Genomic DNA, 14317 nt, shown 5'->3' with positions numbered 1-14317 from the left:
TTCCTCCTTAAATTCACATTATATAATTAAGTAAACTCACCCTGGTGTGTTGTATTCTTACAATCTCCATTCTATTGGAGCCCATGACCAGGATTGAACTGGTGACCTCCACCTTACCAAGGTGACGCTCTGCCAACTGAGCTACATGGGCAATCTAATTGGAGCGGGAGACGGGGATTGAACCCGCGACAACCAGCTTGGGAAGCTGGTGTTCTACCGCTGAACTACTCCCGCTAATAGCTATCCTAACTAATATTAAAAGTTGTATACCGATTATCAATTTTAATACATCTATAATTCTTTGTCAATATAAATTTTATTTATTGCTTAAACATTTTTCCAACTTTCTTTTAACCCTTTGAAGCGCATTGTCTATAGATTTAGCATGTCTATCTAAATCACAGGCTATTTCTTGATATGACTTTCCATCTAAATATGACATGAGAACTTCCATCTCTAAATTAGAAAGTACTTCCCCTATTTCATTCTGTATATGGTTTAATTCTTCTCTACTTATTATGAGTTCCTCAGGATCTGCTACTTTTGCTTCGGATAAAACATCAAGTAGAGTTCTATCAGATTCCTCATCATATATAGGTTTATTCAGCGAAACATATGTATTCAGTGGAATATGCTTCTGTCTTGTAGCTGTCTTTATAGCCGTTATTATCTGTCTCGTTACACATAATTCAGCAAAAGCTTTAAAAGATGACAACTTATCTTCCCTAAAATCTCTTATAGCTTTATATAATCCAATCATACCTTCCTGATATATATCCTCTTTATCTGCACCGATTAAGAAATACGATTTTGCCTTTGATTTAACAAAGTTTTCATATTTATTAATTAAATATTCTTGAGCTCTTCTATTTCCCTCTTTAGCTTGAATCACAACTTCCTCATCCTGCATTTCTTTAAAGGAGGAAATTTCTTTACTAATATAACCCCTATTTTCCAACGTATCCCCTCCAAAACAAATATAAACCATATACATTAATTATACATTAGAAATAAATTTATAGTCAACATATTTTAATGACTTCTTCTAATTTTTTCAAGTTTATCTAGAATATTCTTGTCTATTTGATCTTCTAATGTATGTTTTTCATCTGAATAATTTACTTGAATTTTATTACTAATTCCTTTCTTTATAGACTTAACTTCATTATAAAATTCCATAGAAGACATTCTCACCGCTCCTCTTTGAAAAACAAGCTGCTGCTCCAATCGATCTGAGGTAACTACAAATACTTCATTTCTGCGTCCTATGTTATTTACAGTTTTCTCAATATATGCATCTGCTGTTTGTCCTTCCTTAGTAAATACTATAGTTACATGGTCACTAACCTTTTCTTCTTTTTCAATACTACCCACAACTTTTTGAGCATCAAAAACTATAAATATCCTGTATTCTTTAAATGAAGCATAATTTATTAGTAATTCTATTAAATGTTGTCTTGCAGATTCAAAACTATAGTCCTTAGTCTTTTTTAAAACAGGCCAGCTATTTATAACATTATATCCATCTATAAAAATATTTCTCAATTTTTGTATTCCTTCAGTTTTTGCCTTAAGATTTCATACATTAATATTCCTCCTGCTACTGAGGCATTTAATGATGTCACGTTTCCTACCATTGGTATCTTCACCAAGACATCACATTTATGTTTGGTTAATTTAGAGATACCTTTTCCTTCACTGCCTATTATAAGAGCTAAATCACCATTAAAATCTACATTAAAACAATAGTCTTCTCCGTTCATATCTGCACCATATATCCATATTCCCATTTTTTTTAGTTTGTCTATAGCAGAATTTAAATTTGATACTTTACATATTTTCATGTGTTCTACAGCCCCTGCAGATGATTTATATACTACAGGTGTTATGCCTACATTCTTTCTTTTAGCAATAACTATACCATGTGCTCCACATATTTCTGCAGTTCTAATTATTGATCCAAAATTATGAGGATCTTCTATTTCATCTAATATTATTATAAACGCCCTTTCAGACTTCTTTTTTGCATAATCTACTATATCTTCTAATTCACAGTATTTATAAGGAGTTACCTTAGCTATTACTCCTTGATGTGAACCCGTATATGATATTTGATCTAATTTTTTTCTGTCTACTCTTTTAACAGCAACTTTCTTCTCTTTTGCAAGAGCTAATACTACATTTATAGAGCCAGTAATAGCTCCATTTGCCACAAAAATTTGATCTACAGTTTTGTCTGACTTTAATACTTCAATAACCGCATTTCTGCCTTCTACTATATCTTCTCTAAACTTTTCATCCTCTTGAATAGAACACTGTTTATATCTCATATTTTATAATCTTCAGCTCCTTTCTCTTTTATTGAAACTATATTGTTTAATATAGCATCCAACCTATCTGTTTCTTCTATCAAGTATAAATATCCAATTAACGTTTCAAATCCAGTAGCAAATCTATATTCTTGTACATTAGCATTCTTTGGCACTGTTCCTGACTTTGCATTTCTTCCTCTCTTAAAAAAGTACATCTCTTCCTCTGAAAGTTCATTATATAATATCTTTATAAGCTCACTCTGTGAATGTGCCTTAACAAATTCAATAGCTTTTACATGAAGTTTATGCACAGACATATCCCTATTTTTATCTACAAGATATGTTCTTATAAATACTTCATATACTGCATCTCCAATAAAAGCTAGAACAAGAGGATTAATATTTCTTACACCCTTTTTATCAAATTTACCCTTAAACAAAGAATTCTCCATTTATATTCTCTTCCATCTCACTCCCTGTGGCGTATCCTCAAGTGCTATACCCTCTGTTTGTAATTGATCTCTTATTGCATCTGCTAATTTCCAATTTTTATCCCGCCTTGCCTGTTGTCTTTTCTCTATCAATCTTTCTATATTATCTTCAATATTTTCATGCTTAGATTTTTGTAATATTCCCAATGGTTTTCCAAGCTCTTTTATAAGATCAAGGCAATATTTTATAAGTTCTTTTGAAGATTGATTGCTGATATTTATATTTATATCTTTTATTAGATCAAATATAACTGATATGGCATCAGCTGTATTGAAATCATCATCCATTTTTTCTATATACTTGTCTTTATATGTATTTAGCTTATCTATATAGCCTTTCTCATCTTCAATAAAATTACTAATTTTAGATTGTTCTTGAAAGCTTTCTAAATTTGTAATAGAATTATGCAATCTATCCAAAGCAGATTTAGTAGAGTCTAATAATTCAATACTAAAATTTATTTGAGTTCTATAATGTCCTGATAACATAAACATTCTTATTACATCAGGCTCATATTTCTCAAGCAATTCTCTTACAGTAAAAAAATTATTAAGAGACTTTGACATCTTTTGATTATTTACATTTACAAATGCTGAATGCATCCAGTAATTTGCAAATGGTTTTCCTGTTCTACTTTCACTTTGTGCAATTTCATTTTCATGATGTGGAAATATTAAATCAGATCCACCTCCATGGATATCTATAGTTTCACCAAGTAAATTATATGCCATACATGAACATTCTATATGCCATCCTGGCCTTCCCATACCCCAGGGGCTTTTCCATGCAGGTTCACCTGGTTTTTGGCTTTTCCATACAGCAAAATCCATGGGATCTTCTTTTCTCTTATCTACATCTATTCTTGATCCAGCTTGAAGATCTTCAATATTTTGTCCTGAAAGTTTTCCATACTCACTAAATTTTTTTGTTCTAAAGTACACATCTCCATCTACCTCATAAGCATATCCTCTGATGACCAAATCTTCTACAAATGAAATTATTTCATTTATATATGCTGTAGCCCTTGGATTGGTTGTAGCACGCTCTATATCTAAGGAATCTGCATCCTTATAGTATTCTTCAATAAACCTATCACCTAATTTCTCCACTGTAGTACTCTCATCATTGGCTTTTCTTATCATTTTATCATCAATATCAGTAAAATTCTGTATATATTTAACCTGGTATCCTCTATATTCAAAATATCTTCTTATTGTATCGAATACTACAAAAGTTCTTGCATTACCTATATGAAAAAAATTATATACTGTAGGTCCGCATACATACATACTAACTTTTCCTGGAACCAATGGTATAAATTTTTCTTTTTTCCTAGACATTGTATTATAAATTTTCATAAATATTATCCTCCTAATTCAGTCTATTATTAATATGTCCTCATGGTTCTAATTTTTATACAATTATTAATTATTCTACCATATTATCAGATTCTATATAAGGTTTATTATATTTTTTAATTAATTTAAGCTCCTTACCATATAAACAATGGCAAGGAACTTAAATTAATTGTTTTTAAAATTATTAACTATTCTATTTGATAATTGTAAATCTTCAGGAGTTGTTATCTTTATATTATCATAACTACCAGCATACAAAAAAACTTTATTGCCACAATACTCCACTACTGCAGTATCATCTGTTACCCTTATGTGCTGTTGTAAGATTTTTTCGTGACAATCTAATATGATCTTATAATTAAAACATTGAGGTGTCTGAACTAACACAGTATTTTCCCTATTAACAGTATCTATAGAAAATCCATCTTTATTCTTAATTTTTATAGTATCCTTAGGCTTTACACCACAAGCGCATGCATTATAAATTTTACAATATTTTATTCCATCGTTTAGTATCCTGTTAGTCACAAATGGCCTTGCACCATCATGAATCAACACTATGTTGCATTTATGCTTTTTTAATGATTCAAGAGCATTTAAAACTGAGTCTTGACGTTCAGCTCCACCTTCTACTATATCCAAAACTTTAGTAAAGTTATATCTTTCAACTATCTCATGCCTACAATATTCAATTTCATCTTTTGCACAAACAAGTATAATTCCATCAATTAGTTCATTCTTTGAAAATGTATCAATAGAATAATACAACACAGGCTTATTTTCTATTTTAATAAATTGCTTATTTATATTGCAATTCATTCTCTTTCCCTTACCTGCTGCTAATATAATAGCATAGTTTCCTTCCATGTCAAAACTCCTCTTTTTGTTTTGCAAATATCATTCTTCCAGCTGCTGTCTGTAATACAGAAGTCACAATTACTTCCTTCTCTTGTCCTATGCTCCTTTTTCCGCCCTCAATAACTATCATAGTTCCATCATCAAGATAGGCAATTCCCTGACCAGACTCTTTTCCATCTTTAATTATTTGAACCTTCATTTCTTCTCCAGGAAGAACCACAGGCTTTACTGCATTCGCAAGTTCATTTATATTAAGTACCGGTACTCCCTGAAATTCCGCTACTTTATTTAAATTATAATCATTAGTTACAACTTTACCATTTAATACTTGAGACAATTTTAAGAGTTTAGTGTCCACTTCCTTAATGTCAGGAAAATCTTTCTCATATATTTGAACATCTATATTTAGTTCCTTTTGTATTTTATTTAATACATCCAATCCTCTTCTTCCCCTAGTTCTCTTTAAATCATCTGAAGAATCTGCTATATGTCTAAGTTCGGCTAATACAAAATTAGGAATTACCAAAGGACCTTCTACAAATCCAGTTTGGCAAATATCAAATATTCTCCCATCAATTATAACAGATGTATCTAACACTTTAGGGCATACTGTACTATGTACATTTTTAACTTTTTTCTCCTTACTGCCCTGAGGTCTTCTCACTGAAACATTACTAAACATATTTATTAATTCTTCCTTTTTTCTTATGGCTAAATTTCCACCTAGTGCTGCCATAAGAATAGCTACAACTACAGCTATTACTGTACCTACTACTGGTATTTCCTTTAGTATATTAACAAATATTGCAGATATTAGTAGCCCAAGCAAAGCTCCTAAAAATCCCACCAGTATTTCAGCAGCTGGCAGCTTCTGCAAACTTTTTTCAATATAGTCCATAATTTTCGTTATAAGTAAGTTAATCCACGGTGATATTAAAAATAATATAATTCCAAAAATTACAGTTGTTAAAATTAAAAATAACACTACAGTTACAGATCCATTATTAAAATACTTTGATCCTTGAAAGTAATGACTGTTAATCATTCCTCTACCTATTGAATATCCAAGTATTAAGCCTATTATTGTAAAAAGTCCTCTTAATATTTTTTTTAACAATAGACTCACCTCCCCTTTAATTTTTAATGATTATCTGTTTCAATATTAAATATATATTAATAAAATACTTTTTTCAATAAACTTACTGGCTTTTAATAAATTATTTACTAAAATTTATTAATTGATTAATGTTTTTCATTATTGCTGATAATCCCCCTGTTAATAATCTGATTATTGATTTATTATATATCTATGAAAAGCTCAATACACTTCATTGACAAAATTATCAAAAGTATATTAGCCTATAAAATATTCTAATTACAAATAAGGAGTTGAACCTAATGAAAGATATAATCTTTGACGATTTTCAAAATGCAGTGAATGAATCCTTGCTAAGACATACAAGTATTTTAGATATAATAACAAAACTTCAAGAATCTAATGGGAGAATAAATAGGGCTATAGCCAAATCAGTAACAGATTGCGGATGCATAAAAATTTGTGCTGAAAAACAGAATCTACCATCAGAGAAAGACTATATGGATATGAGTCAATTAAGAAATTGCTTAAAAAGCCACGTAGATGGTAAACTATGCCTTAATTGTAGAGAGATTATGGAAAATGAAATCGGCAATAATTTATTTTATTTAGCTTCCCTTTGTAATACTCTAAATTTAAATGTATATGATATATTACTAAGGGAATATAATAAAATAAATACACTAGGTAAATATTCCTTTAGATAAACTCTAGCACAAAATAACACATGATTATTTTGTGCTTAAATTATCATCAACCAGTATCTGCTCTCTCAACCTTCTAAGGCCATTTTTTATAGCTCTTGCCCTAGCTTCACCTATTCCTTCTACATTATCTAATTCTTCATAGGAAGCTTCCATAACACCTTTTAATTCTCTAAAATTCTTTACCAAATTTTCTATTACATTAGTTGGTATTCTAGGTATTTTATTTAATATCCTATACCCTCTAGATGAAATTAATGTATCTACAAGTGGAACTCCTGTATATCCCAAAGTTCTAGAAATGCAATCAAGATTTAAGAGTTCATCTTGCGTCATTGCCTGTATTTGCTTGTAAATTTCACTATAATCAATATCTTTTTGACAGTAATCTCTTATCATCCATATTCCATCTTCCTCAATATTCTTTATCAGCTCGTTCAGCTGCATTGATATAAGCCTACCTTCATTTCCAAGTTCACATATGTATATTTCAATTTCAGAAACTATTCTCATTACCATCTCAGTTCTTTGAATAGATGTCATTACATCAAACAACGTAACTAAATCCTGAAATTCTAATATATTTAAGTTGTTTACAACTCTTTCAAGGACAAGTACATATCTTTCCAAAGTTTGAAGTGCCTGATTGGCCTTACTTAATATTACACTACTATCTCTTAAAACATATTTTATATACCCCTTATATACAGTTATAATATTCCTTCTTTGAGAAATTGCAATTACTATAGAACCTGTTTGCTTAGCTACTCTATCTGCAGTTCTATGCCTAGTTCCAGTTTCAAAAGTTGCAATACTAGAGTCTGGAATCAATTGGGCATTTGCACATAATATTTTTTTTAGATCACTGCTTAAAACTATAGATCCATCCATCTTTGCAAGTTCATAAACATATGATGGACTATAATCTGCATTTATTGTAAAACCTCCATCCACCAATTTTAATATTTGTTCACTATCTCCAAGTAACAATAATCCTCCAGTTTTTGCTCTGAGTATATTCTCAAGGCCCTCTCTAAGCTGGGTACCAGGAGCTAAAAGTTTAAGTATGCTTTTTAATTCTCTATTTTTTTCTATTCTCAAAATTATCACCCTAAATCAAAAAACTTTATTTAATGCTTCCTTAAGTGATGATACACCAATAATATTTATATCATTATCTTTTATCTTCCCCTTATTTCTAATAGGTATCAACATATTTTTGAATCCCATTTTTTTGCCCTCACTTACAATTCTATCACAAAATGATACTGGGCGTACCTCTCCTGTAAGTCCAATTTCTCCTATTACTAATAAATTTTTTAATTTTGTTTCCAAAGATTTTACACTTGATACAAGTGAAAGTGCAAGACCTAGATCTCCAAAGGTTCCTTCTATTTCAAGCCCACCAACAACATTTACATAAACATCACAATTATAAAATGGTATTTTTAATTTTTTCTCCAATACTGCCAAAATTAAATTCAATCTGGAATTATCTACTCCAACAGCAGTTCTTCTTGGCATAACGGCTTTAGTTCTGCTGGCAAGTGCCTGAATTTCTATAAGTATAGGTCTTGTTCCTTCCATTACACCTATAACTATTGAACCTTCTTTTTGAAAATTAGTATCTTCTAAAAATACTTGAGAAGGATTTAATATTTCTAAAAGACCTTTTTGCCTCATCTCAAATACTCCAATTTCACTTGTAGTTCCAAATCTATTTTTAACTGTTCTTAATATTCTAAACTCTTCCGTTCTTTCACCCTCAAATGAGAGAACTGTATCTACCATATGTTCAAGCACTCTAGGACCTGCTAGCTCTCCTTGCTTAGTAATATGAGCCACTATAAAAAATGATATATTTCTTGTCTTTCCTATACGCATAATGTCATTTGCGCATTCTCTAACCTGAGACACACTTCCCGGTGCCGAACTAACAGTATCTTTAAATAGTGTTTGTATTGAATCTATTACTACAAAAATGGAATTACTATTTTCTATATGAGATTCTATTTTACTCAAATCAGTCTCAGAAATTACATAAAGGTTATCAGATAATACTCCTAATCTGTCTCCCCTCATTTTTATTTGTTCTTCAGATTCTTCTCCTGAGACATAAAGCACTTTACCATACTTTTTTGCTATATTGTTAGCTGTTTGAAGAAGAAGAGTAGATTTTCCTATCCCTGGAGCTCCAGATATAAGTGTAAGCGATCCCCTTACTATTCCACCACCTAATACTCTATTTAATTCATTTATTCCAGTATTATATCTTTCATATTCACCAGATTTTATTTTATTAATATTTCTTGGTTCATTATTACTACTAATAACAGATACTCTTTTTATATCATTCTTCTTATTTGAAATTTTAGTTTCTTCAACCATAGTATTCCACTCACTACAATTAGGGCATTTCCCCATCCATTTTAGTGATTCGTATCCACAATCCTGGCATACAAATATAGTCTTAATTTTTGGCACTTAATCACCTCTTATACAAAACTAATTATACCTTAAATTTTAATTCTATGATATATTAGTAAATAGCCCCATACTCAATATATGTACAGGGCATTCTTACTAATTTACTTTATTAAATTCAAGTTTCCCTTCATTTGCACTTACTTCTACTTTATCTCCTTTTTTTACATTTCCCTTAAGCATCTCTTCTGAAAGTTTATCTTCAACAGTTTTTGTAATAATTCTTCTAAGAGGTCTAGCACCGTAAGTTATATCAAAACCCTCTTTGGCCAATGAATTCTCTGCCTCTTCTGTAAAACCTATTTGTATACCTTGACTTTCTAATCTTGTAGAAACTTCTTTAAGCATAAGTCTTACTATTTCATTTAAATCCTCTTTTCGAAGTTTTCTAAATACTATAATGTCATCTATTCTATTTAAAAATTCTGGTCTAAAAGAATTTTTAAGCTCTTCCATTATATTTTCTTTCATATTATCATAGTCAGTTTTACTGGTATCTCCATCATCAAGTGAGAATCCCATATACTTTTGCTTCTTTATAGTAGATGCTCCTACATTTGATGTCATTATTATTATTGTATTTTTAAAGTTTACTGTCTTACCTTTTCCATCTGTTAACCTTCCATCCTCAAGTATTTGAAGAAGTATATTAAATATTTCTGGATGAGCTTTCTCTATTTCATCAAATAATACTACCGAATATGGATTTCGTCTTACTTTTTCAGTAAGTTGTCCGCCCTCATCATACCCAACATATCCTGGAGGTGAACCAACAAGTCTTGATACAGTATGTTTCTCCATATATTCAGACATATCAATTCTTATCATATTATTTTCATCACCAAACATAGCTTCTGCCAAAGCTTTAGAAAGTTCAGTTTTTCCTACACCTGTAGGGCCCAAAAATATAAATGAACCAATAGGTCTTTTAGGATCCTTCAAGCCTACCCTTGCCCTCCTTACTGCTCTAGATATAGCTTTTACAGCCTCCTCTTGACCTATAACTCTTTTATGGAGTATATCTTCCAATTTAAGAAGCCTTTCTGATTCTTTTTCTGTTAATTTTTTAACTGGTATATTAGTCCATTGAGATACAACTGATGCTATATGATCTTCTGTAACATTTAAATTAGATACTTCTTTTTCAGTTTTCCAGTTTGTCTTCATACCCTGAAGTTTGTCTTTTAATGTTTTCTCTTTATCTCTCAATTTAGCTGCCTTTTCAAAATCCTGGACTCTTATAGAATCTTCTTTCTCTTTAGTTATTTTCTCAAGATCACCTTCAATCTTCTTAACATCTGGTGGTGCAATTAAATTCTGTATTCTGAGTTTTGCACATGCCTCATCAATAAGATCTATAGCTTTATCTGGCAAATATCTATCTGTAATATATCTATCTGACATATTTACTGCTGCATAAATTGCCTCATCTGTTATCTTTACTCTATGATGTGCTTCGTATTTATCCCTAAGTCCCTTAAGTATTAATACTGCTTCTTTCTTAGTAGGTTCTCCAACCATTATAGGTTGGAATCTTCTTTCTAACGCGGAATCTTTTTCTATATATTTTCTATATTCATCTATAGTAGTAGCGCCTATGCACTGTATTTCGCCTCTTGCCAAAGCTGGTTTCAATATGTTAGATGCATCAATTGCTCCTTCAGCTGCACCGGCACCAATTATAGTATGAATTTCATCTATAAACAATATTACATTCCCTGATTTTCTTATCTCTTCCATTACCTTCTTGAGTCTTTCTTCAAATTCTCCTCTATACTTTGAACCTGCAATCATCGAAGAAAGATCTAAAGTCACTACTCTTTTGTCTCTCAATAATTCTGGAATATTTGAAGCTACGATTTTTTCAGCTAAGCCTTCAGCTATAGCAGTCTTACCAACCCCAGGATCTCCTATTAAGCAAGGATTATTTTTAGTTCTTCTACTTAATATTTCAAGAACCCTCTGAGTCTCTTTTTCTCTTCCAATTACAGGATCTAATTTTCCCTCTTTAGCCATATCAGTTAAGTCACGCCCAAACTGATCTAAAGTTGGAGTAGGCTCACCACTAACTTTCTTTGAGTTATTTGAATTAGACGATTGTTCGCCAGATAGAGAATTGACTAACTCCTTCCTAAGCTTATTAAAATCTGCACCTAGATTATTTAAAATAGTAAATGCTACTCCCTCAGCCTCTCTTATAAGTGCAAGTAATATGTGTTCAGGACTTATATAATTATGATTTAAGTTTCTAGCTTCGAACAAACTTAATTCCAATAATCGTTTAGTTCTTGGTGTAAGTGGTATCTCATTGTTATATAACTCTATTTCTCCCTTACCTTCATATTCTTCTATAAGAGCTCTTACGTTTTCTGCAGTAATATTAGAATCATTTAAAAGAGTTTTAGCTATTCCATCTTCCCTCAGTATTCCAAGTAAAATATGTTCTGTTCCAACATATCCATGCTTAAGTGATTGTGCTTCCTCTTGTGCGTATATTATCACCTTCTGTGCTCTTTCTGTAAATCTTCCAAACATCATAGTACATTCACCCTCCTTTTTTATTTAGCTGTAGTACTTGAAGTTAATTTTTCTCTTATAAATTTAGCTCTATTAATATCTCTTTCTGTACTTGATAAAGCTTTGTTACATTTATTTTGTATATTAGCTGGCTGCATTTCAACTAAAATACTATTTAATAAACCCTTATTTACATCTTTAATTATTCCCATTTCTACTCCTAATCTTACATAAGATAAGAGTTTTAAGCATTCATTTGTACTTAAAAGTATTGCAGATTTCAAAATTCCAAGGGATCTATACATTCTATCCTCTAATTCATACTTTGATCCCCTCATAAGTTTATCTCTTGCCACTCTTTCTTCATTAATTATTTGATTTACTAGAACTCTTAAGTTACTAATTATTTCTTCTTCACTACGTCCCAAAGTTACTTGATTTGAAATTTGATATATATTACCTAATGCTTTGGATCCTTCTCCATATAATCCTCTGACTGTCATTCCTACTTGAGATACCGCATTTAGAAGTCCATTCATCTCATTATTCAAAGATATTGCTGGAAGATGCAACATAACAGATGCTCTAAGACCAGTTCCCAAGTTTGTAGGGCATGCAGTCAAATATCCTAATTTTTCATCAAAAGCGTAGTCCAAGTTTTTTTCCAACATGTCATCTACTTTATCACTTTGTTTATATACTTCTTCCAAATTTAGTCCAGCAGTTATACATTGAATTCTTACATGATCTTCCTCATTTATCATTACACTCAATGTTTCATTTTTATCTAATATAAATGCAGATTTACTGCTATTTTCAATTAAATTTTTGCTTATTATATGCCTTTCTAAAAATATTTCTCTTTCAAGTTCACTTTTCTGCCACATATAATTTGTAGTAAATTCTTCTTTATTTACATCACAACTATAAAAGGCATCTTCTACACGTTTTATTATTTCTCTACTCTGTTCTTCATTAAGCTTATGGGGAAATGGAATTTTAGTTAAATTTCTTGCCAATCTTATTCTGCTGCTTATAACTAAATCTTTATCATCAATATTAGATGTAGTTATCCAATTTTTCATTTCTTATTTCCCCCTGTCATTTTGATTGTCATCCTGGATTTCTTTTATTTTATCTCTTATTTGAGCAGCCTTTTCATATTCTTCAAGTGCTATAGCTTTTTGAAGATCTTCTTTTAACTTTATTGTGTTTCTTCTTTTAATAATATCCTTTCCAATTCTTATAGGTACTTTTCCCGTATGATCTAAATTTGCCTGAACTCTTTTAATTACTGGATAGATTATATTGGAAAAATTTTTATAGCAATCACTACATCCTACAAGACCGGTTTTTTTAAATTCAGCATAAGTAGTATTACAATTTTTACAACTTATATCCGGATTTTGTAAAGTTTCATCTGTATTATTAACATAATCCATAATTCCACTCAAAATATTTTGAAAACTAAAAGGAGATACAAAATCTATTTGAGGTGCAAAGCTCAATTCTCCATTTTCCATAGCACATTTTTCGCATAAATTAATTTCTTGCTTAACACCATTGACAATCTTAGTTATATGGACAGTTGCTTCATTTTTTTTACATATATCACATACCATATTCTCACCTCATATTTCCTTAATAGTATCTATACAAAATTTTAAATTATAATTAATCAATTTCATTAAAAATTACAAATATAGCTGACTTAAGTATATAAGCTCTAAGTCTATTTTTATCTTCTACAGATTCATTAAAAGTTCTATCATTTGTAACTGTTTTTAATATATTACATTCTCTTTCTGTTATAATATCAGCTTCAAATAATCCATCTATAATTTGAATGGCTGAATTATATGTTATATTATTCCCAATTTTTTCAATTATAATATTCAGTAAATTTTTATTTGAATTACAAGCCACCCTTTTTATTATTATGCAACCACCGCCGCCTCTTTTACTTTCTATATAATAACCTTTATCAATAGTAAATCTTGTAGTTAATACATAATTTATTTGTGAAGGTGCACAACTGAAATGGCTAGCTAATTCATTTCTTCCAATTTGTAATTTAGGTTCTTTACTGCTTTCCAGCATGTCTTTTATAAATGCCTCTATTACATCAGACAATCTTGCCAATATACCACCCTCTTAACCGCATTAATATTATTTGACCTTTTCTGACCTTAGTTAAATAATATTATTATATGTTTTTTTATTCAAGCCTTGCATTTTATTAAATTATGGATTTTAATAAAAATATATTGATTATACATTATTTTTCAGCTAATTACTTACTATATGACATGTAGCCTAATTATACAATTATACTTATATATTATATTCTATATTTGTGTAAAAAATCCTTTGTGATTATATAATATATAAGATTTCTTATAAAATAAATTTATGCACAAAAAATAGGTGTAAAATAAATTTACACCTATTCTAAAGTCTATTTAAAAATTCTATAAAATAAAATGGCTCCGTGGA

At 30.2% G+C, this 14317-nt stretch carries 14 protein-coding genes and 2 tRNA genes; 1 reads left to right on the top strand and 15 read right to left on the bottom strand.

Features of this window, described 5'->3' with window-relative positions:
- Window positions 1-75: 75 nt before the first annotated feature.
- The 9 genes from J418_RS0114935 to J418_RS0114895 all read right to left on the bottom strand — a co-directional run bounded on the left by J418_RS0114935 (window position 76) and on the right by J418_RS0114895 (window position 6137).
- Window positions 76-151 (bottom strand) — tRNA-Thr (locus tag J418_RS0114935).
- An 8-nt stretch (window positions 152-159) separates the two neighbouring features.
- Window positions 160-234, bottom strand: a tRNA-Gly gene (locus J418_RS0114930).
- An 82-nt stretch (window positions 235-316) separates the two neighbouring features.
- Window positions 317-988: an RNA polymerase sporulation sigma factor SigH gene (sigH, locus tag J418_RS0114925; protein WP_370659632.1), complete on the bottom strand. Its 672-nt coding sequence runs from the start codon at window positions 986-988 to the stop codon at window positions 317-319.
- A 44-nt stretch (window positions 989-1032) separates the two neighbouring features.
- Window positions 1033-1545, bottom strand: coding sequence for an NYN domain-containing protein (locus J418_RS0114920; RefSeq protein ID WP_017752963.1), 513 nt, complete (start codon window positions 1543-1545; stop codon window positions 1033-1035).
- On the bottom strand, window positions 1542-2330 hold the full coding sequence (gene rlmB, locus J418_RS0114915; protein WP_017752964.1) for a 23S rRNA (guanosine(2251)-2'-O)-methyltransferase RlmB: 789 nt from the start codon (window positions 2328-2330) through the stop codon (window positions 1542-1544). Before rlmB ends, J418_RS0114920 begins: the two co-directional genes overlap by 4 nt.
- Window positions 2327-2764, bottom strand: coding sequence for a Mini-ribonuclease 3 (locus J418_RS0114910; protein WP_017752965.1), 438 nt, complete (start codon window positions 2762-2764; stop codon window positions 2327-2329). The genes rlmB and J418_RS0114910 overlap by 4 nt, the downstream gene beginning before the upstream one ends.
- Complete coding sequence (gene cysS, locus J418_RS0114905; protein WP_017752966.1) at window positions 2765-4162, bottom strand: cysteine--tRNA ligase; 1398 nt, start codon at window positions 4160-4162, stop codon at window positions 2765-2767.
- A 165-nt stretch (window positions 4163-4327) separates the two neighbouring features.
- Window positions 4328-5029 carry a 2-C-methyl-D-erythritol 4-phosphate cytidylyltransferase gene (gene ispD / locus J418_RS0114900; RefSeq protein ID WP_017752967.1) on the bottom strand — a complete coding sequence of 234 codons (702 nt, stop codon included), beginning with the start codon at window positions 5027-5029 and terminating at the stop codon, window positions 4328-4330.
- A gap of 1 nt (window position 5030) precedes the next feature.
- Window positions 5031-6137 (bottom strand): PIN/TRAM domain-containing protein, encoded by a 1107-nt coding sequence (locus tag J418_RS0114895; RefSeq protein WP_017752968.1) that lies wholly within the window; start codon window positions 6135-6137, stop codon window positions 5031-5033.
- A 281-nt stretch (window positions 6138-6418) separates the two neighbouring features.
- Here J418_RS0114895 and J418_RS0114890 point away from each other — a divergent pair, with 281 nt between their 5' ends.
- Entirely contained in the window at window positions 6419-6823 is a 405-nt protein-coding gene (locus tag J418_RS0114890; RefSeq protein ID WP_017752969.1) for a nucleoside triphosphate pyrophosphohydrolase family protein, read from the top strand.
- A 24-nt stretch (window positions 6824-6847) separates the two neighbouring features.
- On the opposite strand, the gene disA is transcribed toward J418_RS0114890, so the two are convergent.
- The 6 genes from disA to J418_RS0114860 all read right to left on the bottom strand — a co-directional run bounded on the left by disA (window position 6848) and on the right by J418_RS0114860 (window position 13963).
- Window positions 6848-7921 carry a DNA integrity scanning diadenylate cyclase DisA gene (gene disA, locus J418_RS0114885; protein WP_017752970.1) on the bottom strand — a complete coding sequence of 358 codons (1074 nt, stop codon included), beginning with the start codon at window positions 7919-7921 and terminating at the stop codon, window positions 6848-6850.
- Window positions 7922-7936: 15 nt separating this feature from the next.
- Window positions 7937-9304: a DNA repair protein RadA gene (gene radA / locus J418_RS0114880; RefSeq protein WP_017752971.1), complete on the bottom strand. Its 1368-nt coding sequence runs from the start codon at window positions 9302-9304 to the stop codon at window positions 7937-7939.
- 99 nt (window positions 9305-9403) lie between these two features.
- A complete protein-coding gene (locus tag J418_RS0114875) occupies window positions 9404-11842 on the bottom strand; it encodes an ATP-dependent Clp protease ATP-binding subunit (RefSeq protein ID WP_017752972.1) in 2439 nt (812 codons plus the stop codon).
- A gap of 20 nt (window positions 11843-11862) precedes the next feature.
- Entirely contained in the window at window positions 11863-12906 is a 1044-nt protein-coding gene (locus J418_RS0114870) for a protein arginine kinase (protein ID WP_017752973.1), read from the bottom strand.
- Window positions 12907-12909: 3 nt separating this feature from the next.
- A complete protein-coding gene (locus J418_RS0114865; RefSeq protein ID WP_017752974.1) occupies window positions 12910-13443 on the bottom strand; it encodes a UvrB/UvrC motif-containing protein in 534 nt (177 codons plus the stop codon).
- Between the two features lie 52 nt (window positions 13444-13495).
- Entirely contained in the window at window positions 13496-13963 is a 468-nt protein-coding gene (locus J418_RS0114860; protein ID WP_017752975.1) for a CtsR family transcriptional regulator, read from the bottom strand.
- Between the last annotated feature and the right edge of the window lie 354 nt (window positions 13964-14317).

This window comes from Clostridium tyrobutyricum DSM 2637 = ATCC 25755 = JCM 11008 (assembly GCF_000359585.1).
Lineage (GTDB): Bacteria > Bacillota > Clostridia > Clostridiales > Clostridiaceae > Clostridium_B > Clostridium_B tyrobutyricum.
Note: the sequence above shows the minus strand (reverse complement) of the source record. Positions and strands in the feature narration are given on the sequence as shown.